Below are 22,422 nucleotides of genomic sequence, written 5' to 3' on the forward strand. Positions count from 1 at the left end.
GCGGGCCCCGTCCGGATCGCCTCGGACGGGGCCCGCGCTGCGTCGTGGGCTCAGGATCCAGGACTCAGGACAGGACGACGGCCATGTCCCGGTAGGTGGAGTAGCCGGCCTGGAACTTCGTCTTGGCGATCCAGTAGTAGCCGCGCGCCGGGTCGGCCACATAGACGCCGTGCGGGGTGACCCCGGCGAGCGTGACCGCGTGCTCGGCCGGTCCCGCGTAGGGGATCGAGCGACCGTCGTAGGCCCGGTAGTGGCTGCTCGCCTTGGCCCGCCAGAGGTAGTCCACCCAGACCACCGCCGGGTGCCCGGCCCGGAGCTGCAGGTAGAGCTTCGCCGGGCTGTAGTGCTCCTGGGCGGCCAGCACCTTTCCGCCGTTGGCCTTGGCGGCGGCGGCGACCGGCGGGTAGAAGACGCCGTAGCCGGTGCCGTGCAGCTCGCTGCCGTCCGGGCTGCCGACGAAGGCCCGGTACGGGTCGCCCGAGGTCTTCCCGGAGCGGCCGTAGTCCGGGTGCTTCAGGTCGATGCCGATCGAGGCGAGCAGCTGCCGGTCGCTGCGCCGGTGCCCCCGGTAGGCCAGCGCCATCCGCAGCGCCGCGGCCTCGCAGTCGTTGGACTGCTGCTGCCGATAGTGCGGCAGGGCCAGCACCCGGCTGCTGGGCAGGGCGGCGGCGCCCGGTGCCGCTGCGGCTGCCGAGGGCGGGAGCAGCCCGAGCAGCAGGGCGGTGGCACCGGCCGCGAGGGCAACGGAGCTGACGGTGCGTCGGATCGGGGTCATACTTCGCATCCTGCCGTCGTTCGGACGGCTCGGCAGCGGGGACTGTCGGTCGGCTCTGGTAGGACTGTGCACATGAACGGCACTCCTGACCCCGGCTCCGACTCCTCCGCGGGGGAGCAGCTGGAGCTGGTCAGGCTGGAGCTGAAGAAGGCCAGGGCGCGGGCCAGGCCGGGGGCGGGCCCCAAGGCGACGGCCCGTCACCTCCCGGTGGCGCGGGTGGTGGTGAACCGGAGCGCGCTGGTGATCGACCAGTTCTTCGACTACTCCGTCCCGGTGGACCTGGACGAGATCGCCCAACCGGGTGTCCGGGTGCGGGTCCGCTTCGGCGCGCGGATGGTGGAGGGCCGCCGCGAGGGCGGCAACCTGGTCGACGGATTCCTGGTGCAGCGGCTGGAGCGCTCGGACTATCCCGGCTCGCTGGCGCCGCTGAGCCAGGTGCTGTCGGCCGAGCGGGTGCTGACGCCCGCCCTGCTGCGGCTGTGCCGGGCGGTGGCGGACCGCTACGCGGGGTCGCTGGCGGACGTGCTGCAGCTGGCGGTGCCGCCGAAGCACAACCGGGCCGAGGCGGCGCCGTCGCCGGAGCCGTTGCCGGCTCCCGCGGCGCCTGGGCCCGGGTCCTGGACCCGCTACCCGCTGGGGGAGGCGTTCCTGACCGCGCTGGCCGCGGGCGAGGCGCCGCGTGCGGTGTGGGCGGCGCTGCCCGGCGGCTGGGCCGGGGAGCTGGCGCGGGCGGTGGCGGCGGTGCTGGCGTCGGGCCGGGGCGCGGTGGTGGTGCTGCCGGAGGGGCGCGCGGTGGCGCAGCTGGACGCGGCGCTGCTGGAGCTGCTGGGGGCGGGCCGGCACCTGGCGCTGACCGCCGAGCTGGGCCCGGAGGAGCGCTACCGGCGCTGGCTGGCGCTCAGCCGGGGCTCGGTGCGGGCGGTGGTCGGCACCAGGGCGGCGATGTTCGCGCCGGTGGCCGACCTGGGCCTGGTCGCGGTCTGGGACGATGGGGACGACCGGCACAGCGACCTCAACGCCCCGTTCCCGCACGCCCGGGACGTGCTGCTGCTGCGCGCCGCCGAGGCCGGCGCGGCGGTGCTGATCGGCGGTCTGGCGGTGACGGTGGAGTCGGCGCAGCTGCTGCACACCGGCTGGGCGCGTCCGCTGCTGGCCGACCGGGCGGAGGCGCGCCGGGCCGCGCCGCTGGTCCGTACCGGGTCCGAGCGGGACCAGGCGAACGACGCCGGGGCGCGGGCGGCGCGGCTGCCCTCGCACGCCTGGTCGGTGGCGAAGGAGGCGCTGGCCCGCGGGCCGGTGCTGGTCCAGGTGCCGCGCCGGGGCTATGTGCCCCGGCTGGCCTGCGTCCGCTGCCGGGAGCCGGCCCGCTGCCGGCACTGCGCGGGCCCGCTGGAGCTGCGGGACGCCGAGGGCGCGCTGTGCTGCGACTGGTGCGGGCGGCCGGACCAGGACTGGCACTGCCAGGAGTGCGGCGCGAACCGGCTGCGGGCCCAGGTGGTCGGCGCCCGGCGCACCGCGGAGGAGCTGGGGCGGGCGTTCCCGCTGGTCCCGGTGCGGACGTCGGGGCGCGGCGAGGTGCTGGCGACGGTGCCGGACGTCCCGGCGCTGGTGGTGGCCACGCCGGGGGCCGAGCCGGTGGCCGAGGGCGGGTACGCGGCGGCGCTGCTGCTGGACGGCTGGGCCCTGCTCGGCCGGGCCGACCTGCACGCGGGCGAGGACACGCTGCGGCGCTGGCTGAACGCGGCCGGGCTGGTACGGTCCCGGGAGCAGGGGGGCGCGGTGGTGGTGGTCGCCGACGAGGGGCTGCGGCCGGTGCAGGCGCTGGTGCGCTGGGATCCGGCCGGGTTCGCCGGGACGGAGCTGGCGGAGCGCGCGGAGCTGCGGTTCCCGCCGGTCTCCCGGATGGCGTCGGTGACCGGCACGTCCGCGTCGATCGAGGACCTGCTGACCCTGATCCGGCTCCCGGAGGGCGCGGACGTGCTCGGCCCGGTCGCGGTCGGCGGGGGGCGGCCCGGAGGCCGGGGGGAGGGCCGGGGTGGCCAGGGCGGGGACGGACGCGGCGGTCAGGACGGGCTGGAGCGGGTGCTGCTGCGGGTCGCGCCCGGCCGGGGCGCGGAGCTGGCCACCGCGCTGAAGGCAGCGCAGGTGGCCCAACTGGTCCGCAGGTCGGCCGAGCCGGTGCGGGTCAGGATCGACCCGCTGGACATCGGCTGAGCCCGGCGGCGTCAGGTCGCGGCTTCGCCCGGGGCGGGGAGCGCCGGGTCGCGGCGGGCCGAGGGGATGGCGGAGGAGAGCTGCGCTCCGCTGCCGGGGCTGCTGCCGCTGCCGGAGCTGGTTCCGCCGCCGAGGCTGCCGGGCCCGCCAAGGCCGGTGCCGTTGCCGAGGCCGCCGAGGTCGCTGTCCGGATCGGCCCCGGCAGCGGCACCGCCCCCGACCCGGGAACCAGCCCCGATGCCGGAACCGCCCCCGGCCCGGGAACCAGCCCCGACGCCGGAACCAGCCCCGGCCCCGGGACCAGCACCGATGCCGGAACCAGCCCCGCTGCCGCCGACCGACTGCGTCGGTAAGGTCCCGGCGCTGTGCGCGGCTGCCGCGCGGATCTCCGCGAAGGCCTGCTCGTGCCCGCTCACGGCGCCGCCCTCGGCGACCGTGTCGGCCGGGCGGCGGACCCCGTACCTGCGGTGCACGGCCTGCTTGGTGACGCCGAGCGCGGAGCCCACCGCGTCCCAGGAGAAGCCGAGCGAGCGGTCGAACTCGACGGCCGCGGCGACCAGCCCCTCGACGCTGTCCCGCAGCTCCTGGGCCAGCCGGACGGTGGGCGCGGGCGCGCGGCCGTAGACCACGAATCCGGCGGAGGTGGTCGGACGCCGGGGGCGGTAGACGTTGCCCAGCTGAGCGGTGAGCGTGCGCAGGGCGTCCACCTGGCGGCGCACCCGCTCGATGTCCCGCACCAGCAGGTGCAGGCTGGCCCTGGCACGGGCGTCGTGAGTGGCGTGTTCGGCCATGGTCTTCAGAGAGCCTCTCGGAACCGGCGGTCAATCTTCCTTGACCAACGTTCCCGAGCCCGTTGGGTCACGGAGAGGGCGCGCGGAAGCATCCGCGGGGCGTGTGCGCTCCGGCGTGCGGCGATTGCCCGCGAAGCCCTCAGTACACTGTGCAGCTGTGCACGAGGGACGTCTGCACGCCTCCACCCTGACCGACGGGAGCCCGTTCCGTGGCGATTCAGCCCATCCGCATCTTCGGCGACCCGGTGCTCCGCCTGGCGGCGCAACCGGTGACCGTGTTCGACAAGGAGCTGCGGACCCTGGTCAGGGACCTGACCGAGACCATGAAGGAGGCCCCGGGCAGCGGCCTGGCGGCCCCTCAGATCGGGGTCTCGCTGCGGGTCTTCACCTACCATGTGGACGGCGTCCTCGGGCATCTGGTCAACCCCTCGCTCGACCTGACCGACGAGGAGCAGGACGGCCCCGAGGGCTGCCTGTCGCTCCCCGGGCTCACCTTCGACTGCAAGCGTGCCTACGGCGTCGTCGCCAAGGGCTTCAACGAGTACGGCGACCCGGTCACCATCGAGGGCACCCAGCTGCTGGCCCGCTGCATCCAGCACGAGACCGACCACCTGGACGGCATCATCTTCATCGACCGGCTCGACCGCGAGCAGCGCAAGGCCGCGCTGCGGGCGATCCGCGAGGCCGAGTGGGCCGGGGACTCCGCACCGCAGGTGCGGCTCTCCCCGCACAGCACCTTCGGCCGCGCGCTCTGACCCGTCCCCGCCCACGCCCACCCTTCGCCCCGAGAGGCCGCACCCCCGAATGAAGCTCGTCTTCGCCGGCACCCCCGAGCCCGCCCTGCCCGCGCTGGAGGCGCTGATCGCCTCCCGGCACGAGGTCGCCGCCGTGGTCACCCGTCCGGACGCCCCCGCCGGGCGCGGGCGGAAGCTGGTGGCCAGCCCGGTCGCGCAGCTCGCCGAGCAGGCCGGGATCGAGGTGCTGCGGCCCGTGCGCCCGCGCGAGCCGGAGTTCCTGGCCCGGCTGGCCGAGATCGCCCCCGACTGCTGCCCGGTGGTCGCCTACGGAGCGCTGCTGCCCAAGGTCGCACTGGACGTGCCCCGGCACGGCTGGGTCAACCTGCACTTCTCGCTGCTGCCGGCCTGGCGCGGCGCGGCCCCGGTGCAGCACGCGCTGATGGCCGGGGACGAGGTGACCGGCGCGTCCACCTTCCTGATCGAGGAGGGCCTGGACTCCGGCCCGGTCTACGGCACCGTCACCGAGCTGGTCCGCCCCGGCGACACCAGCGGCGACCTGCTGGAACGGCTTTCCCGCTCGGGCTCGCGGCTGCTCGCGGCGACCATGGACGGGATCGAGGACGGCACCCTGGAGGCCCGTCCGCAGCCCGGTGACGGGATCAGCCTGGCGCCCAAGATCAGCGTCGAGGACGCCCGGGTGGACTGGACCGCCCCGGCGCTGCGGGTGGACCGGGTGGTCCGCGGCTGCGCGCCCGCGCCCGGCGCCTGGACCCTGTTCCGCGGCGAGCGGCTGAAGCTGGGCCCGGTGCGGCTCGCCGCGGGCCGCAGCGAGCTGGCCCCGGGGGAGATCGCGGTCGCGAAGAACACCGTGCGGGTCGGCACCGGCAGCCATGAGGTCGAGCTCGGCGAGGTCCAGCCGCAGGGCAAGAAGCGGATGGGCGCGGGAGACTGGGCCCGGGGCTCGCGCCTGGAGACCGGCGAGCGCCTCGGCGCGTAGCAGCGGCTCGGAACACCGACGGATGACCGGATAACCAACGTCAGCACCTTTGCGAGGCACCACATGAGCACCCCGAACACCCCGTCCGGCGCCAGGCCCGAGGGCCGGGCCCCGCGCCCGCACCGCCGGCCGAAGAAGGACCCGGCCCGGATGCTGGCCTTCACCGCGCTCCGCGCGGTGGACGAGCGCGACGCATACGCCAACCTGATCCTGCCCTCGCTGCTGCGCAAGGCCGAGAAGAACGAGGGCTTCGAGCGCCGCGACGCCGCCTTCGCCACCGAGCTGGTCTACGGCACGCTGCGGATGCGCGGCAGCTACGACGCGATCATCGCCGCCTGCATCGACCGCCCGCTGAGCAAGGTCGACCCCAACGTCCTGGACGTGCTGTCGCTGGGCGCGCACCAGCTGCTCGGCACCCGGATCCCGGCGCACGCGGCGGTGTCCGCGACCGTGGAGCTGGCCCGGGTGGTCCTCGGCGACGGCCGGGCCAAGTTCGTCAACGCGGTGATGCGCCGGATCAGCGCCCAGGACCTGGACGCCTGGCTGGAGCAGGTCGCGCCCCCGTACGAGCAGGACGCCGAGGACCACCTCGCGGTGATGCACTCGCACCCGCGCTGGGTGGTCGCCGCGCTCTGGGACTCGCTCGGGGTGTGGCAGCCGGAGCACTGCGGCCGGGCCGCCGTGTCCGAGCTGCTGGCCGCCGACAACGACCGCCCCGCGGTCACCCTGGTGGCCCGTCCCGGCCGCTCCACCGCGCAGGAGCTGCGCGACTCGCTGCCGGCCGAGGACACCGCTCCCGGTCGCTGGTCCCCGTACGCGGTGCGGCTGGTCGAGGGCGGCGAGCCCGGCCAGGTCGGGGCGGTCCGGGAGAACCGGGCCGGGGTGCAGGACGAGGGCAGCCAGCTGGTCGCCGCCGCCCTCGCCGCCGCGCCGCTGGACGGCCGCGACGGCCGGTGGCTGGACGCCTGCGCCGGGCCCGGCGGCAAGGCCGCGCTGCTGGCCGCGCTGGCCTCGGAGCGCGGCGCGGTGCTGGTCGCCTCCGAGTCGCAGCCGCACCGGGCGGCCCTGGTCGCCAGGACCCTGGACGGCAACCCCGGCCCGTACGCCGTGATCACCGCGGACGGGCTGCGCCCGGCCTGGCGGCCCGGGTCGTTCGACCGGGTGCTGGTGGACGTGCCGTGCAGCGGCCTGGGCGCGCTGCGGCGCCGCCCGGAGTCGCGCTGGCGCCGCCGCCCTGAGGACGTGGCCGCGTTCAACCCGCTCCAGCGCGGCCTGCTGCTCTCGGCGATCGAGGCCGCCCGGCCCGGCGGCGTGGTCGGCTACGCCACCTGCTCCCCGCATCTGGCGGAGACCCGCACCGTGGTCAACGACGTGCTGCGGAAGCGGGACGACCTGGAGTGGATCGACGCCCGCCCGCTGCTCCCCGGTGTGCCGGACCTCGGCCAGGGCCCGGACGTCCAGCTCTGGCCGCACCTGCACGGGACCGACGCGATGTACCTGGCCCTGCTCCGCAAGAAGTCCTGACCACCCCTCACTCGAAGGTTCGGGAAATGCCCCAGATCAGCCCCAGTATCCTGTCCGCGGACTTCGCCCGGCTCGGCGAGGAGGCCGAGGCCGTGCGCGGCTGCGACTGGCTGCACGTGGACGTGATGGACAACCACTTCGTGCCCAACCTCACCCTGGGACTGCCGGTGGTGGAGTCGCTGCGCAAGGCCACCGACATCCCGATCGACTGCCATCTGATGATCGAGCAGCCGGACCGCTGGGCCCCGCAGTACGCCGAGGCCGGCGCCGGGTCGGTGACCTTCCACGTCGAGGCCGCCGCGGCGCCGGTGCGGCTGGCCCGGGAGATCCGCTCGCTGGGCGCGCGGGCGTCGATGGCACTGAAGCCGGCCACCCCGATCGAGCCCTACGAGGACCTGCTGCCCGAACTGGACATGCTGCTGGTGATGACGGTGGAGCCGGGCTTCGGCGGCCAGTCGTTCCTGGACATCATGCTGCCCAAGATCCGCCGCACCCGGGAGCTGATCAACCGGCACGGCCTGCAGCTGTGGCTGCAGGTGGACGGCGGCGTCTCGGTGGAGACGATCGAGCGCTGCGCCGAGGCCGGCGCCGACGTCTTCGTGGCCGGCTCGGCCGTGTACGGGGCGGACGACCCGGCCGCGGCGGTGCGCGGGCTGCGCGAGCTGGCCGCGGCGGCGACCGAGGGCTCGCCCTGGGTGCACCGGCACTGACTTTGTAGGAACCTACAGGCCCGGCCTGCTTTTCCTGGGGCCGGGCTGTGCACATGCGCAGGAAAGCGCACTGAGCTGGAACCTTCGCGTCATCTGTACGAGAATCGAAGGTCGGGTGCAGATCGCCCCCTTCGCAGCAGAGAGCCCTCACATGCGCTTCTTGAACCCCCAGACCGGCAGCTACGACGAGCGCTCCTCGGTGCCGTACGACCTGACCTACGACGACGTGTTCATGGTGCCCAGCCGCTCGTCCGTGGGCTCCCGGCAGGCGGTGGACCTCTCCTCGACCGACGGGACCGGCACCACCATCCCGCTGGTCGTGGCCAATATGACCGCCATCGCCGGGCGCCGGATGGCCGAGACCGTGGCCCGCCGCGGCGGGCTGGTGGCGATCCCGCAGGACATCCCGATCGAGGTCGTCGCCGAGGTGGTCGACTGGGTCAAGCAGCGCCACCTGGTGCACGACACCGCGATCACGCTGGCCCCGGGCGCGACCGTGGCCGACGCGCTGTCGCTGCTGCCCAAGCGGGCCCACGGCGCGGTGGTCGTGGTCGAGGACGGCAAGCCGGTCGGCGTGGTCACCAGCGCCGACTGCCAGGGCGTGGACCGCTTCACCAGCCTCTCCGCGGTGATGTCGGCCGACCTGCTGCTGCTGGAGGAGGGCATCGCCCCGCGCGACGCGTTCGAGCGGCTCAACAACGCGCACCGCAAGCTGGCCCCGGTGGTGGACGGCCGCGGCGAGCTGGTCGGCATCCTGACCCGCAAGAACGCGCTCCGGGCCACCCTCTACACCCCCGCCGTGGACGGCGGCGGCAGGCTGCGGATCGCCGCCACCGTCGGCATCAACGGCGACGTGGCAGGCAAGGCCAAGGCGCTGCTGGCGGCCGGGGCGGACACGCTGATCGTGGACACCGCGCACGGCCACCAGGAGTCCATGATCACCGCACTGCGCGCGGTCCGCGGGCTCGACCCGCAGGTCCCGATCGCGGCCGGCAACGTGGTCGCCGCCGCCGGGGTGCGCGACCTGGTCGAGGCCGGGGCGGACATCGTCAAGGTCGGCGTCGGCCCCGGCGCCATGTGCACCACCCGGATGATGACCGGCGTCGGCCGGCCCCAGTTCTCGGCCGTGCTGGAGTGCGCCGCCGAGGCGCGCCGGCTCGGCAAGCACGTCTGGGCGGACGGCGGCGTGCGGCACCCGCGCGACGTCGCCATGGCGCTGGCCGCGGGCGCGTCCAACGTCATGATCGGCTCCTGGTTCGCCGGGACCTACGAGTCGCCCGGCGACCTGCAGACCGACGCCGACGGCCGCCAGTACAAGGAGAGCTTCGGGATGGCCTCGGCCCGCGCGGTGCGGAACCGGACCGCCGAGGAGTCGTCCTACGACCGGGCCCGCAAGGCGCTGTTCGAGGAGGGCATCTCCACCTCGCGGATGTTCCTCGACCCGGCCCGGCCCGGCGTCGAGGACCTGATCGACTCCATCGTCGCGGGCGTCCGCAGCTCCTGCACCTACGCGGGGGCGCAGTCGCTGGAGGACTTCCACCAGAAGGCCGTGGTCGGCGTGCAGAGCGCGGCCGGCTACGCCGAGGGCAAGCCGCTGCACGCCAGCTGGTAGCCCGTCGGCTGACGGCCGGTCAGCTGCTGCTCACCCCGCGCGTCCGGAGGACCGGAGCGGGGTGAGCAGACAGCGGCAGACCAGCCCGGCCGCGTCGTCCAGCGCCGCCGAGGCCACCGCGAGCGGGCCGGGGCGGTCGCGCAGCTCCCAGAGCGTCACCGCGGAGGCCCAGGCCGCGTCCCTGGCCCGGTCGATGCTCCAGGCGCTGACCAGGTGCAGCAGCGGCTCGGCCAGGTCCAGCTCCCCGGCCGAGGGCATCAGCCGGTCCCGCTCCTGCTCCTCGACCTGCGCCAGCACGTCGTTCACCCGGTGGAAGTCCCCGGACAGCTCGTCCGGGGAGCAGCCGAGCGCGGCGCAGGCGTCGAGCACCGCGAGCGGCAGGTCGTGCTCGATGTGGGCGTTCATCCCGCACAGCGCGAACTGCACCGGCAGCACGCCGGGGTGCAGCCGCAGCTCCAGCAGCGGCCGCCAGCAGGCGGGCGCGCGCGGGGCGGTCAGCGCGTCCAGGAAGCGGTTTGCGAACAGCACGTCCAGCACCGCCACCTCGGCGGGGGAGCGGAACAGGTCGCCCACCGAGAGGCGGTCCCTGACCGCCTCGGTGACGGTGAGGTACATCCCGCCGAAGACCGCGACGCCGTCCTGCGGCGGCAGCCCGGCCAGGAGCAGCCGCAGCCGCTCCACGATCGCGGTGACGTCGGCGGCGGGGCCGGGCGCTGTCTCGGTGGCCATAGGCTTCAGGGTCGGTGGTACCGGCCGGTAGGGCGATCCCTGCTGCGCCGCCCGGAGCAGCGGCTCAGTCCTGGCCGGCCCAGGCCTCGCGGGTGGTGCCGACGGTCTCGCCGGTGCGCAGCGACTCCTCGACGGCCAGCGCCAGCTGGTGGTCCTGGCAGGCCTCGGCCAGCGGGTAGGGGGCCGGGCCCGCGCCGCGGGCCCAGGCGACGGTGTCCAGCAGCAGGTCGGTGACCGCGAGGTCGTCCTCGGACAGCCGGGCGCCGTTGAGGCGGTTGCGCCAGAGCACCTCGCCGTCGACGCTGATGTGGTCCAGGTCGACGCCCTCCAGGTTGAGGTCCACTCCGGCCCGGCGGCGCACCAGCGGTGAGTCGACCACGCTGCGGGCGTCCGCCAGCCGGGTCAGCGTGTCGTCGACGATCTCGCCGTGCGAGCCGCGGACGACGATGCGGCGGGCCCGCAGCGGGTTCCACCACTGGTTGTCGGTGAAGTCGTACAGGCCCATCGGGCCGCCGAAGTCCAGGGTGGCCAGGGTGGTGCCCGCGGGCCCTGCGGTGGTGTCGCCGGTCCAGCCGTCCCGGTTCAGCGGGTCGGCCAGCGGGGCGCTGAAGCGCCGGGCGTGGACCGCGGCGGGGGCGAAGCCGACCCCGAGCAGCCGCCGGATCAGCGCCATGGCGTGGTACATGTGGGTCGAGGAGACCTGGACCGAGCCGACCTCGCCGATCGCGCCGCGGTCGACCAGGGCGCCGCGGACGGCGTGGGCGGGCATCCGCGGGTACTGCTCGGCGACCTGCACCAGACCGCCGGCGCCGACCGCCGCCCACAGTTCGCGCAGCCCGGCCAGGTCGGGCGCGGGCGGGGTCTCCGCGAGCACCCTGGCCCCGGCCCGGACCAGCCCGGTGATCACCTCTGGGCTGGCGTCCCAGGGGACGCAGGGGATGACGAAGTCGCTGGCGACGGACTCCAGCAGCTCGTCGGTGCTGCGGAAGACCGGCACGTCCCACTCCGCCGCCACCGCCTCGGCGCGCTCCGCACTGCGGGTCACCACGCCGGACACCCGCAGCCGGGACGGGGCCTGCCGGGCCAGCCGGAGGAAGAACTCGGATCGCCAGCCGGTGCCGATCAGGGCGAAGCCGCCCCCGGTGCGTCGATGTCCATGCCGTGCCTCTCGGGAAGAGCGGGAAGAGCGGGGAGGACGGGCGGCGTGCTGCCGCTGTGCCCGCCGGGGCTGCGGTGGCGCAGGTGGGCGCCCTCCCGCGCCATCCTCACACCTGATCCGTTCCGCGCGATGCCCTTCGGCCAGGATCGGCGCGGACCGGGAGCCGTTCGTCCCGGATCGGGCGGATCCTGGGCGACTATGCCGCTATGTCAGGTGATGAGGTGCCGTCAGCGGACATGGTGGGAAGGGAGACGGTCGTGCGTCCGGGGTCGGGCCGGGCGCCGACGGGGAGAGGCGGGGACAGATGGACGATCTCGGGACGGGGCGCGGACCGGGCTCGATCGGCGAACAGCTGCTGCAGGAGGAGTTGGGCACCCAGGCCCGCGCCGAGGCCTTCTACCGGGACCAGGTGCTGGACCATCTGAACGACCGGATGCGGGAGTTCGTCGCGGAGCAGGAGATGGTCTTCATCGCCACCGCCAACGGCCAGGGGGAGTGCGACAGTTCACTGCGGGCCGGGCCGCCGGGATTCGTCCTGGTGCAGGATCCGACCTCGCTCGCCTACCCGGACTACCGGGGCAACGGGGTGATGGCGAGCCTCGGCAACGCCTATGAGAACCCGCACATCGGCCTGCTGTTCCTGGACTTCTCCCGGCACCGGATCGGGCTGCACGTGAACGGGACGGTCCGGCTGGTCAGGGACGAGGACATGCGCGCGGAGAACCCCGGGATCGCGCCGGAGCCGGTCCCCGGCCGCCGGGCCAGGGTCTGGGTGCAGATCGCCGTCGAGGAGGCCTACATCCACTGCTCCAAGCACATACCGAGGCTGGTCAAGGTGCCGACCGACCGCTCCTGGGGGACCGACGACGTCAAGCGCAAGGGCGGCGACTGGTTCGGCTCCGCCGCCGCCCAGCGGGCCGCCGCCCAGCAGGCCGGGGGTCAGCCGCGGCCGTAGCGGTCCTCGGCCCGCCAGAAGAACCACATGCCGCCGCCGAGCGCGAGCAGCGCCCAGAACACGGCCACGTACCAGGCGTACGGGGTGGTGGAGCCGTAGCCGTCCAGCAGCGCGTGCCGGACCAGCTCGATGTAGACCGCGCCCGGGTTGAGCTCCAGGGCCAGCCGGATCAGCCGGGGCGCGTGCGCGGTCAGCTTGTCGATGCTGTACATCACGCCGCAGGAGTACATCCAGACCCGGAGCACCCAGGGGATCAGCTCGCTGACGTCGCGCAGCACCGCGCCGATCCGCGCCATCACCAGCGCCGCACCGAAGTTGAACAGGGTCTGCAGGAACAGCGCGGGCAGCACCGCGAGCCAGCGGGTGGACGGGACCTCGCCCACCGCGAGCAGCACCCAGCCGACCACGCCCAGCGAGAAGCCCAGCAGGATCAGCTGCTGCAGCACCATCGCCACCGGCAGCAGCGCCCGCGGGAAGTGGATCGCGCGGATCAGGTTGAGCTGCTGGGAGACCGCCTTGCTGCCGACCGCGAAGGCCTCGCGGGTGTAGCTGAAGACGAAGACGCCGATGCAGAGGAAGCCGATGTAGCTCTCGCCCACCCCGGCCTTGCGGTCCAGCAGGTAGCCGAAGACGAAGTAGTAGACCGCGATGTTGAGCACCGGGGTCAGCACCGTCCACAGCGGCCCCAGCCGGGCCGAGGAGTACACGGTGACCACCCGGGACCGGGCGTAGGTCAGCGCGAAGCCGTGGTAGGCCAGCAGCGAGCGCAGGTAGGCCCAGAACGGGGGCCGCCGTCCGGGCGACCTGAGGCCGTAGCGGGCGGCGAGCTGGCCGGGCGTCAGGTCGGCGTCGGCCAGGTGCGCGGTGGAGGCGGGCCCGGCGGGGCCCGGGTCCAGGGCTTGCACGGTCATGTGAGTGCGGCCTCCTGGCCACCGGGGTTGGTCGGTCGGGTGGTGGCCAGGGCGTCCGCCGCGGTCGCGCTGACCTGCTGCAGGAACGCGGAGACCTGGGCCGGGGTGTCGGGCCCGAGCCACTCGTGGATGTCCTCGCAGGCCGCGATCTGCACCCCGTGGCCGCGCAGCACGATCGGCAGGGTGTGCAGGATCGTGGAGGGGAAGCTCAGCAGGGTGGTGCCGATCGGCTGGTCCAGCACCGCCAGCTCCAGCGGCAGGTCGGGGCGGATCACCTCGACGCCCGCGGCGGCGGCCAGCAGCCGGAGCTTCTCCGGGTCCTCCCTGCGGTGCGCCAGGTAGCGCGAGACGCCGTGCCGGGCGGCCAGCCGGGCCACCCCTTCGACGTAGCGCTCCCGGGAGAGCAGGCCGGTCTCCACCAGCGAGCTGCCGGCCAGGTCGACCAGCGGCAGCAGGGTGGGCCGGCCGAAGCGCTGCCGGGCCCAGGTGTAGCGGTTCGCGGTGCAGAGCGTGCCGGAGGGCAGCGGCAGGATGCCCGCCATCGAGGTGAACAGCTCGACGCTGTGCCCGGGACGGGCGGTGAGCCGCCGGGTCGCCCGCGCGGCGGAGGCCGAGCCGGCCGCCGGGGAGCCGTCCGGGGCGCTGCGGTGCCAGCGGACCAGCGGGCGGCCCTCGTTCAGCGCGGTGGCGAGCCCTATGGTCGCGGTGCCGTCGTCGACCAGGACGATGTCCCTGGCCGGGGAGAGCGGCAGGAGCAGCTGGATCAGCCGGGAGAACGGGTCTCCCAGCACCAGCCGTCCGGCCGCGGCCAGCCGCGGCGCCAGTCTGGTGCCGCAGCCGGCCAGCGCGGCCGGTCCGCCGCGGATGTCGTGCACACTCACGCGAAGGCCGCCGCTGCGGGCGAGTTCGGCCATGCCGGCCAGCTGGCGCCGGGTCGGGTCGTCCTGCGGCAGCAGGACCGCTATGTCGACCGGGCGGTCGGCGGCGGCGCCGGCCCGGTCGCCGAGAGCCCACTCCAGGACGTTCAGCAGCTGGGCCGGGCTCTCGACCAGCGCGAGTGTGCGGGCCGTCATGAGGCGGCGGCTGGCTGCGGCAGGGTGGCCAGGTTGCCGGGCACCCGGCGCAGCTTGGCCATGGCGGCCTTCTCCGCGCTGTAGACCTTCTTGATGCCGTCGCCGAGCGCGGCCTCGACCACGCGGATGTCGCGGACCAGGCGCTGCAGGCCGCCGGGCTCGACCGAGGCGCTCTGGTCCGAGCCCCACATGGCGCGGTCCAGGGTGATGTGGCGCTCCACGAAGACCGCGCCGAGGGCGACCGCGGCGAGGGTGGTCTGCAGGCCGATCTCGTGGCCCGAGTAGCCGATCGGCACGTTCGGGTACTCGCGGCGCAGGGTCTCCAGCATCCGCAGGTTGAGCTGCTCGGTGGGCGCCGGGTAGGTGCTGGTGGTGTGGCACATCAGCATCCGCTCGCTGCCCAGCACCTCGACCGCGTGCCGGATCTGACGCGGCGTCGACATCCCGGTGGAGGCGATGACGGTCTTGCCGGTCTGGCTGAGCCGGACCAGCAGCTCGTCGTCGGTCAGGCTGGCCGAGGCCACCTTGTAGGCGGGCTGGTCGAACGCCTCCAGGAAGTCGACGCTGGGCAGGTCCCACGGGGAGGCGAACCAGTCGATGCCGGCTTTCCTGGCGTGCGCGTCGATGGCCCGGTACTCGTCCTCGCCGAACTCGACCCGGTGCCGGTAGTCGATGTAGGTCATCCGGCCCCAGGGGGTGTCCCGCTCGATGTCCCACTGGTCCCGCGGGGTGCAGATCTCGGGGGTGCGCTTCTGGAACTTGACCGCGTCGCAGCCGGCCTCGGCGGCCACGTCGATCAGCGCGAACGCGTTGTCCAGGCTGCCGTTGTGGTTGATGCCGATCTCGCCCACGATGTAGACCGGGCAGCCGGGGCCGACGAGCTTGCTGCCGATGGGACGGATGCGGGCCGAGTCGACGGTCACCGGGTCGATCTCGGCGCTGGTGTCAGCGGGGGTGGCAGTGATGCTCATGGGGTGAGGAGTTCCTTTCCGAGGAGCCAGGCGGCGATTTCACGTACGGCACCGAAACCCCCGCGCCTGGCGGTCACCGCGCGGGCGCGGTCGAGGACTTCGGGTTGTGCGTCGGCGACCGCGGTGGGCCAGCCGACGAGGTCGAAGCAGGGCAGGTCGTTCACGTCGTTGCCGAGGTAGAGCACCCGCCCCAGGTCGATGCCGTGCTCCTCGGCCCAGAGGGTGAGGGCACGGTCCTTGCGGTCGACGCCGTGCACCACGGGGATGCCGAGCTTGCGGGCCCGTGCGGCGACGACCGGGTTGGTCTCGGTGGACAGCAGCAGCACCGGCAGCCCGGCCCGGCGCATCCGGGCCACGCCCAGGCCGTCGCCGCGGTGGACCGCGACGGTCTCGTGGCCCTCGGCGTCGATCCAGACCCGGTCGTCGGTCTGGGTGCCGTCGAAGTCCAGCACCACCGCGTCCACGTCCTCGCGGGACGGGCGCCGCGGCGGGTCCGCGAACAGCGGCTCCAGGGCGCGGGCGCGGGCCAGGTCGGCCGGCTCGTCGATCTCCAGCACCCGGGCCGGGTCGGTCCTGACCAGCGCGGTGCGGCCGAAGAAGCGGTGCCCGGCGGCGCGGAAGCCCCCGGCCCGCATCGCGTAGGCGGCGCCGGTCTCCAGCAGGTCCTCCTGGCGGTCCTGGCGGCGCGGGCGGCGGGCCTCGTCGTGGTTGACGCCGTGTCCGACCCGCCTGCCGTCCGGGGTCGGGCGCTCGCGCCAGAGGAAGCCGTGGAACGGGGCGGCGGTGAAGGCGCTGTCCGCGCCGTCCTCCAGGACGGCGGCGATGACGCCGTCCACCTCCTCCGGGGTCAGGAACGGGCTGGTGCACTGCACCAGCACCACCACCTCGACCGGGGCCGCGTCCAGCAGCTCGACCGCGTCCATGGCGTGCAGCAGGGCGCTCTCGCTGCTGGCGGTGTCGCCGGACAGCTCGGCCGGGCGCGGCACCACGGTCGCGCCCGCGGCGCGGGCGGCGGCGGTCACCGCGGCGTCGTCGGTGGACACCACGACCCGGGTCGGCCGCTCGGCCGCGAGGCAGGCCAGGACCGTGCGGGCGACCAGCGGCTCGCCGCCGACCTGGGCGGTGTTCTTGCCGGGCACGCCCTTGGAGCCGCCCCTGGCCGGGATGACCACCAGTACCGAGGGCCGCCGGCCGGTCTGCTGACGGTTCGTCACAGCTGCCCCCAGCGGCGGATCGCGGGCGCCACGCGCTGGGCGCCGAGCCGGTAGCCGTAGCGCGCCCCGCGCCGGACGGTGCTGCGGACCAGCCGGGCGACCGGGCCGCGGCCCCCGCTGCCGAACGAGTCCAGCGGCACGCCCTGCGGGTCGAAGCCGTACCGCTCCAGCAGGTCCGGCAGGTAGCCGCTGGCCCGGGAGGCGGTGTAGTACGGCTGCAGCGGCGGCATCACGTCGCAGGCCCTGAGCTTGGCGATGCGCTCCTGCAGCTCCCGGTACGGGTCATCGGAGGACACCCCGTGCCGGTCCAGCCAGCTCTGGTCGGCCTCGGGCACCACGCCCTGGTCCAGTTCGTCCCAGGAGGCGAGGCAGCCGGAGCCGATGAAGTAGTGGTTGCCGAGGTTCTCCCGGACGCCGAAGTCGGTGAGCACGGCGGTCGGGACCGAGCGGTGCAGCGCCTCCAGGGCGGCGGTCGAACTGACCGTCACCAGCAGGTCGGTGCGGTCCAGCACCTCGCCCATGTGCCCGTACTTGAACTGGAGGTTGTCCGGCGGCGGCTCGCTCAGGTCCCGCATCAGCTGCTGGTACGGGAAGTCCTCGACGTGCGTGGTCTGCTCGCCGGGCAGGCTGCGCAGCTTCACCAGGACCTCGCGCTCCGGGTGCAGCCGGGCGTGCCCGGCGGCGCGCTCCAGCAGGTGCAGCCGGGCCGAGCGGCTGGCCGGGGCGGAGGGCTGGGCGGCGAAACAGACGGTGAACGGACGGGAGACGCCCGCGGCGGACGGGTCGTGCGACGTGCCGTCCAGGAACGGCAGCGCGGTCTCCACCACGGCCCCGGGGTCGGCCCCGACCCCGGCGATGGCGGCCCGGAAGCGCTCGGCGTCGGTGGTGGTGTTGGCGAGCACTATGTCCGAGCCGACCCGCAGCAGCAGGCCGTCCGTCATCTTCTCGTACACCACCCCGACGTAGCCGGTGATCACCACCGGGCGCACCGCGAGCCCGGCCCAGGCGTGGGCCAGCCCGTGCAGCAGGGCCTGTCCCGAGCCGCCGACCAGGGCCAGCACCAGCACGTCCGCCTCCAGCACCCGCGGGTCCGCCAGGAACTCGGCGGCGGTGACCTCGCGGGACGAGTCGGACCGGATGCCCACCTCGGCGAGCTGCCGCTCGGTGGGGGTGGCCCGGCCGTTCAGGTAGTACGCGTCGAGTACGGTGCCGGGGGCGATCCGACGGGCCAGCGTCGCGCCCCACTTCCAGCGGGTGTCGGAGTCCGCGAGGACCGCGATCCGCTGGGGCGGGGTGTGCGGCGGGTGTGACTGTGAGAGTTGGTCGTGAATCGTGGGCACGTGTTGAAGCTAGGAAGCGCGAGTTAATGAACGGTGGTTTTTGGCCGACCGGAACGTGTGGGCGGGAGAAAGTTCGTACGTCGCGGTCCCCAGGGGTGCTGCCCCGACCGGCATTTCACGCTGAATCAGGCCATAACGGACCTTTGGTCGCGGTGAACAGCGCCGTCGGAGCAAGGCAGCGTTTTCCGCCACCCACGTCGTCCAGAGGGAGAAGGGCTCCGCAGGGGAGACCTGGGAACGGGGGGCGGGTGTGAGTTCGGACGACACGGCGTTCACCGAGTTCGTCGCCGAGACGCACGGCCAGTTGGCCAGGTCGGCCCGGTTGCTGACCGGGGACTGGCACACGGCGGAGGACCTGGTGCAGGCCACGCTGATGAAGGTGTACCGGCAGTGGCGCCGGGTGGTGCTGGCGGATTCAGCACTGGCTTACACCCAGCGCATCATGCTGAACCTTTTTCTCACCTCGATGCGCCGCCGCTGGCACGGCGAGGCGCCGAGCGGGGAGCTGCCGGAGCGGCTCGGCCCGGACTCCGACTTCACCGGGGCGGTGGGCAGCCGCGACGCGCTGTCACGGGCGCTGGCCGGGCTGCCGCGGCGGCAGCGGGCGGTGGTGGTGCTGCGCTACTACGAGGACCTGTCCGTGGAGCAGACCGCGGACCTGCTGGACTGCTCCGCCGCGACCGTGCGCAGCCAGGCGTCCCGCGCCCTGGCGAAGCTGCGCTCCGATGTGGGGACCGCTCGACTGGAGCTGGAGGCGTGATGTCCGAGACGGAAGCGGAGAGGGAACTGCGCGCTCAGCTGGGCGCGCTGGTGGCGGACCGCCCGGCGGCGTTCTCACCGGCCCCGCTGGTGATCGCCCGGGTCCGCCGCAGCCGCCGACGGCGGGCTGTGGCGGGTGCGCTGGTGGCGGTCGCCGCGGTGGCCGGGGGGACGCTGGTCGGCCTGGACCGGGACCGGGGCGCCGCGCCGGTGGAACCGGCGAAGCCTGCCCCGGTCTGCCGGGTGCAGCTGCCCGAGGCGTGGGCGACCGCGCTGGTCGGCTCGACGGGTCGGCTGCCGACGGGGTCGAGCCTGATCGCGGCGTCGCCGAACGCGTCCCAGGTGTTCGTCCAGCAGGGCGACCGGATCGTCCGGCTGACCGACCACCTGGCGACGCAGACGACGGTGATGACCCTCCCGGCGCTGCCGACCGGGCTCGCGGCGTCGGCCTGGACGGTCACCGGCAGCTTCGACGGCCAGTGGCTGGTGCTCGCGCTGAAGCCGGACGACCCGAAGTACCTCGACACCCTCGGCCTGTACGCCTGGAACGCGGACACCGGGGCGTCCAGGACGCTGCTGGCCGCAGTCGCCCGTCCGACCCGGCAGATCGGCAGCTGGGTCGCCGGGTCGGGCCGGGCCGGGTGGGAGGAGGAGCCGTTCCGGCTGGACGGCGGGGTCGCCAACGGCACCGTGAAGTCCCGTCTGGCCGATCTGTCCACCGGTGCGGTCGGAGATCCCGGCGGCAGCGTCCGGGCCTTCGTGGGCGACACCATGCTGCTGCTGGACTCGGGCAACAAGCCGCGGACGGTCGCGCTGTCCGTCTCGGATCCGGCTCCGGTGCCGGAGGCGCTCAGCGCGTTCCTGGGCACGCACGGCAGTTGGGCCTCGATGACCGGGGACGGTGGTGCGTTCGCCTGGGGCGGGGGGACCACGCCGGTCAAGGGGCCGGGCGGCAAGGAGGTCGGCCAGGGCCCGGCCAGCTGGGACGTCTGGTGGCCGGGGGAGCCGTCGGTGGCCCGGGTGACTGCGCCGAAGGGCTCCTACGTCGCCGGGGTCTCGCCGTTCTCCACGGACTACGCGATCGGGACCCTGGTCAGGAACGGTGCGCCGCTGGGCGGCGAGACCAGTGAGATCCTGATCGACCTGCGGGACCGCAGCTATGCGCCGCTGACGGCGGCTCAGGACGTGGTGCTGGAGGGCAGCGGCGGCGGGGCCGACCGGGTGCTCGACATCCTGGCCCTGCCGAGGCTGCCGGACTGCTGACGGTGTGACGGCCGGGCCCCTCGGGGTCCGGCCGCCCACTGTCGCCGGTCAGGCCTCCCGCTGGTCCACGATGCGCTTGAACTTGCCCATCGAGCGCTCCAGCGTCTCCGGGTCGACGATCTCCACCGCCACGCTGACGCCGACGCCGTCCTTCACGCCCTGGGCGATCGCCGCGGCAGCGGCCTCCCGCTGGGCCGGGGCCGCGCCGGGGCGGGCCTCGGCGCGGACGGTCAGATGGTCCATCCGCCCGCGCCGGGTCAGCTGGAGCTGGAAGTGCGGGGCCACCCCCGCCGTCCGCAGCACGATCTCCTCGATCTGGCTGGGGAAGACGTTCACCCCGCGCAGGATGATCATGTCGTCGCAGCGTCCGGTGACCTTCTCCATCCGCCGGAACGCCGGGCGGGCGGTGCCCGGCAGCAGCCGGGTCAGGTCGCGGGTGCGGTAGCGGATGATCGGCAGCGCCTCCTTGGTGAGGGAGGTGAACACCAGCTCACCGCTCTCGCCGTCGGCCAGCACCTCGTCGCTGAGCGGGTCCACGACCTCCGGGTAGAAGTGGTCCTCCCAGATGTGCAGCCCGTCCTTGGTCTCCACGCACTCCTGCGCCACTCCGGGGCCGATCACCTCGGACAGCCCGTAGATGTCGACCGCGTCGATGTCCAGCCGCTGCTCGATCTCGCGCCGCATCGCCTCGGTCCACGGCTCCGCGCCGAAGATGCCGACCTTCAGCGAGGTGCCGCGCGGGTCGATGCCCTGGCGTTCGAACTCGTCCAGCAGGGTCAGCATGTACGAGGGGGTGACCATGATGATCTCGGGCCGGAAGTCCTGGATGATCTGCACCTGCCGTGCGGTCATCCCGCCCGAGGCGGGGATGACGGTGCAGCCGGCCCGCTCCGCGCCGTAGTGGGCGCCCAGGCCGCCGGTGAACAGCCCGTAGCCGTAGGAGATGTGCACCTTGTGCCCGGGGCGTCCGCCGGCCGCGCGGATCGAGCGGGCGACCACGTCCGCCCACATGTCCAGGTCGTTCTCGGTGTAGCCGACGACCGTGGGCCGCCCGGTGGTGCCGCTGGAGGCGTGGATCCGGCGGACCCGGTCCATCGGCACCGCGAACATCCCGAACGGGTAGCCCTCGCGCAGGTCGGCCTTGCTGGTGAACGGGAACCGGGCCAGGTCGGCCAGGCTGCGGCAGTCGTCCGGGCCCACTCCGGCGGCGTCGAACTTCCTCCGGTACGTCTCGACCTGGTCGTAGGCGTAGCGGAGGGTCCACCGCAGGCGTTCCAGCTGGTGCGCCCGCAGCTCCGGCCCGCTCATCCGCTCGCCGGCGTCCCGTGCTGCTGGTTCGTTCATTGTCGCCCTTGTCTCCCGACCGAACATTCGGTTAGCGTTGTGGCGAGGTCCAGTAATCCAGCCTCCGCAGCCACTGTCAAGGGACGGCGTCCATGACCGCAGGATCCGCCGAAGTGCTCCAGCAGCAGTTCGACGACACCATCGCCCGCGATCAGCGGGTCGAGCCCAGGGACTGGATGCCCGAGGGCTACCGCCGCACGCTGATCCGGCAGATCGCCCAGCACGCCCACTCCGAGATCATCGGCATGCAGCCGGAGGGCGACTGGATCACCCGCGCGCCCTCGCTGCGGCGCAAGGCGATCCTGTTCGCCAAGGTCCAGGACGAGGCCGGGCACGGGCTCTACCTCTACTCCGCCGCGGAGACCCTGGGCGCGGACCGGGCCGACCTGACCGAACGGCTGATCGAGGGGCGGCAGAAGTACTCCTCGATCTTCAACTACCCCACCCCGACCTACGCCGACGTCGGCGTGATCGGCTGGTTCGTGGACGGCGCGGCGATCTGCAACCAGGTGCCGCTGTGCCGCAGCTCCTTCGGCCCGTACGCCCGCGCGATGGTCCGGGTCTGCAAGGAGGAGTCGTTCCACCAGCGCCAGGGCTACGAGCTGCTGCTGACCATGATGCGCGGCACCGCGGCCCAGCGGGCGATGGTGCAGGACGCGGTGGACCGCTGGTGGTGGCCCTCGCTGATGATGTTCGGCCCCCCGGACGCCGACTCGCCCAACTCGGCGCAGTCCACGGCCTGGAAGATCAAGCGCCACTCCAACGACGAACTGCGGCAGCGCTTCGTCGACATGACGGTGCCTCAGGCCGAGAAGCTGGGAGTGGTCCTGCCCGATCCCGAGCTGCGCTGGAACGAGGAGCGGGGCCGGAACGACTTCGGCACCCCGGACTGGTCCGAACTGCAGCGGGTGATCTCCGGCGACGGCCCCTGCAACGAGGAACGGGTCTCCCGCCGCCGTGCGGCGCACCAGGACGGCGCCTGGGTCCGCGAGGCGGCGACCGCGTACGCGGCCAAGCAGGCCGCGCGCACCACGACGAAGGAGACTGTGGCATGAACGCCGACTGGCCGCTGTACGAGGTGTTCGTCCGGGGCAAGCGCGGACTGAACCACGTCCACGTGGGCTCGCTGCACGCCGCCGACGACCGGATGGCGCTGACCCACGCCCGCGACCTCTACACCCGGCGCAACGAGGGCGTCAGCATCTGGGTGGTGCGCAGCTCCGCGATCACCGCCTCCACCCCGGACGAGAAGGACCCGTTCTTCGCCCCCAGCGGCGACAAGGTCTACCGCCACCCCACCTTCTACGACATCCCCGACGACGTCCCCCACATCTAGGAGCCAGG

At 74.0% G+C, this 22,422-nt stretch carries 20 protein-coding genes and 1 pseudogene; 11 read left to right on the top strand and 10 right to left on the bottom strand.

The window, feature by feature from the left end; genetic code table 11:
* Positions 1-64 precede the first annotated feature (64 nt).
* A complete protein-coding gene (locus ACEZDE_RS05135) occupies positions 65-775 on the bottom strand; it encodes a C39 family peptidase (protein WP_380532787.1) in 711 nt (236 codons plus the stop codon).
* A 72-nt stretch (positions 776-847) separates the two neighbouring features.
* Here ACEZDE_RS05135 and ACEZDE_RS05140 point away from each other — a divergent pair, with 72 nt between their 5' ends.
* Complete coding sequence (locus tag ACEZDE_RS05140) at positions 848-2,989, top strand: primosomal protein N' (protein ID WP_380532790.1); 2,142 nt, start codon at positions 848-850, stop codon at positions 2,987-2,989.
* A 440-nt stretch (positions 2,990-3,429) separates the two neighbouring features.
* Here ACEZDE_RS05140 and ACEZDE_RS05145 read toward each other — a convergent pair.
* Positions 3,430-3,780: pseudogene (locus ACEZDE_RS05145) on the bottom strand (hypothetical protein); the annotation flags it as partial.
* Between the two features lie 209 nt (positions 3,781-3,989).
* On the opposite strand from ACEZDE_RS05145, the gene def reads away from it, so the two are divergent.
* From def to ACEZDE_RS05170, 5 genes are all read left to right on the top strand, one after another.
* Complete coding sequence (gene def, locus ACEZDE_RS05150) at positions 3,990-4,535, top strand: peptide deformylase (protein ID WP_380532793.1); 546 nt, start codon at positions 3,990-3,992, stop codon at positions 4,533-4,535.
* 49 nt (positions 4,536-4,584) lie between these two features.
* Positions 4,585-5,514 carry a methionyl-tRNA formyltransferase gene (gene fmt / locus ACEZDE_RS05155; RefSeq protein WP_380532795.1) on the top strand — a complete coding sequence of 310 codons (930 nt, stop codon included), beginning with the start codon at positions 4,585-4,587 and terminating at the stop codon, positions 5,512-5,514.
* A gap of 63 nt (positions 5,515-5,577) precedes the next feature.
* The gene (locus ACEZDE_RS05160) at positions 5,578-7,038 is read left to right on the top strand and encodes an RsmB/NOP family class I SAM-dependent RNA methyltransferase (RefSeq protein WP_380532798.1); all 1,461 of its coding nucleotides are present in this window, start codon (positions 5,578-5,580) and stop codon (positions 7,036-7,038) included.
* Positions 7,039-7,064: 26 nt separating this feature from the next.
* Positions 7,065-7,748 carry a ribulose-phosphate 3-epimerase gene (gene rpe, locus ACEZDE_RS05165; protein WP_380532802.1) on the top strand — a complete coding sequence of 228 codons (684 nt, stop codon included), beginning with the start codon at positions 7,065-7,067 and terminating at the stop codon, positions 7,746-7,748.
* A gap of 151 nt (positions 7,749-7,899) precedes the next feature.
* Positions 7,900-9,360 carry a GuaB1 family IMP dehydrogenase-related protein gene (locus ACEZDE_RS05170; protein ID WP_380532805.1) on the top strand — a complete coding sequence of 487 codons (1,461 nt, stop codon included), beginning with the start codon at positions 7,900-7,902 and terminating at the stop codon, positions 9,358-9,360.
* Between the two features lie 30 nt (positions 9,361-9,390).
* Here the strand turns inward: ACEZDE_RS05170 and ACEZDE_RS05175 are convergent, their stop codons facing one another.
* Both ACEZDE_RS05175 and ACEZDE_RS05180 read right to left on the bottom strand, forming a co-directional pair.
* On the bottom strand, positions 9,391-10,089 hold the full coding sequence (locus ACEZDE_RS05175; protein ID WP_380532807.1) for a DUF5995 family protein: 699 nt from the start codon (positions 10,087-10,089) through the stop codon (positions 9,391-9,393).
* A 64-nt stretch (positions 10,090-10,153) separates the two neighbouring features.
* The gene (locus tag ACEZDE_RS05180) at positions 10,154-11,215 is read right to left on the bottom strand and encodes a Gfo/Idh/MocA family protein (RefSeq protein WP_380533336.1); all 1,062 of its coding nucleotides are present in this window, start codon (positions 11,213-11,215) and stop codon (positions 10,154-10,156) included.
* Between the two features lie 337 nt (positions 11,216-11,552).
* On the opposite strand from ACEZDE_RS05180, the gene ACEZDE_RS05185 reads away from it, so the two are divergent.
* Positions 11,553-12,203 (top strand): pyridoxamine 5'-phosphate oxidase family protein, encoded by a 651-nt coding sequence (locus ACEZDE_RS05185; RefSeq protein ID WP_380532810.1) that lies wholly within the window; start codon positions 11,553-11,555, stop codon positions 12,201-12,203.
* Here ACEZDE_RS05185 and ACEZDE_RS05190 read toward each other — a convergent pair.
* From ACEZDE_RS05190 to ACEZDE_RS05210, 5 genes are read right to left on the bottom strand one after another with little or no spacing between them, the layout of a single operon-like run.
* Positions 12,188-13,114, bottom strand: a complete 927-nt coding sequence (locus ACEZDE_RS05190) for an ABC transporter permease (protein ID WP_380532812.1) — start codon at positions 13,112-13,114, stop codon at positions 12,188-12,190. The two genes, ACEZDE_RS05185 and ACEZDE_RS05190, sit on opposite strands and share 16 nt — an antisense overlap.
* Complete coding sequence (locus ACEZDE_RS05195) at positions 13,111-14,187, bottom strand: hypothetical protein (RefSeq protein ID WP_380532815.1); 1,077 nt, start codon at positions 14,185-14,187, stop codon at positions 13,111-13,113. The genes ACEZDE_RS05190 and ACEZDE_RS05195 overlap by 4 nt, the downstream gene beginning before the upstream one ends.
* Positions 14,184-15,158, bottom strand: a complete 975-nt coding sequence (locus ACEZDE_RS05200) for an N-acetylneuraminate synthase family protein (protein WP_380532818.1) — start codon at positions 15,156-15,158, stop codon at positions 14,184-14,186. The genes ACEZDE_RS05195 and ACEZDE_RS05200 overlap by 4 nt, the downstream gene beginning before the upstream one ends.
* Entirely contained in the window at positions 15,155-16,372 is a 1,218-nt protein-coding gene (locus ACEZDE_RS05205; protein WP_380532821.1) for a cytidylyltransferase domain-containing protein, read from the bottom strand. The genes ACEZDE_RS05200 and ACEZDE_RS05205 overlap by 4 nt, the downstream gene beginning before the upstream one ends.
* Entirely contained in the window at positions 16,369-17,703 is a 1,335-nt protein-coding gene (locus ACEZDE_RS05210) for a DUF6716 putative glycosyltransferase (protein WP_380533338.1), read from the bottom strand. The genes ACEZDE_RS05205 and ACEZDE_RS05210 overlap by 4 nt, the downstream gene beginning before the upstream one ends.
* 259 nt (positions 17,704-17,962) lie before the next feature.
* Between ACEZDE_RS05210 and ACEZDE_RS05215 the strand changes: the two genes are divergently transcribed.
* Positions 17,963-18,472, top strand: coding sequence for a SigE family RNA polymerase sigma factor (locus ACEZDE_RS05215; protein WP_380532824.1), 510 nt, complete (start codon positions 17,963-17,965; stop codon positions 18,470-18,472).
* Positions 18,472-19,734, top strand: coding sequence for a hypothetical protein (locus ACEZDE_RS05220; RefSeq protein WP_380532827.1), 1,263 nt, complete (start codon positions 18,472-18,474; stop codon positions 19,732-19,734). The genes ACEZDE_RS05215 and ACEZDE_RS05220 overlap by 1 nt, the downstream gene beginning before the upstream one ends.
* Positions 19,735-19,782: 48 nt before the next feature.
* On the opposite strand, the gene paaK is transcribed toward ACEZDE_RS05220, so the two are convergent.
* The gene (paaK, locus tag ACEZDE_RS05225; protein WP_380532830.1) at positions 19,783-21,078 is read right to left on the bottom strand and encodes a phenylacetate--CoA ligase PaaK; all 1,296 of its coding nucleotides are present in this window, start codon (positions 21,076-21,078) and stop codon (positions 19,783-19,785) included.
* A 92-nt stretch (positions 21,079-21,170) separates the two neighbouring features.
* Between paaK and paaA the strand changes: the two genes are divergently transcribed.
* Together paaA and paaB are read left to right on the top strand one after the other, a co-directional pair.
* On the top strand, positions 21,171-22,133 hold the full coding sequence (gene paaA / locus ACEZDE_RS05230; protein WP_380532833.1) for a 1,2-phenylacetyl-CoA epoxidase subunit PaaA: 963 nt from the start codon (positions 21,171-21,173) through the stop codon (positions 22,131-22,133).
* On the top strand, positions 22,130-22,414 hold the full coding sequence (gene paaB / locus ACEZDE_RS05235; RefSeq protein ID WP_380532836.1) for a 1,2-phenylacetyl-CoA epoxidase subunit PaaB: 285 nt from the start codon (positions 22,130-22,132) through the stop codon (positions 22,412-22,414). The genes paaA and paaB overlap by 4 nt, the downstream gene beginning before the upstream one ends.
* Positions 22,415-22,422 lie beyond the last annotated feature (8 nt).

This window comes from Streptacidiphilus cavernicola, assembly GCF_042510955.1.
GTDB classification, from domain to species: Bacteria; Actinomycetota; Actinomycetes; order Streptomycetales; family Streptomycetaceae; genus Streptacidiphilus; species Streptacidiphilus cavernicola.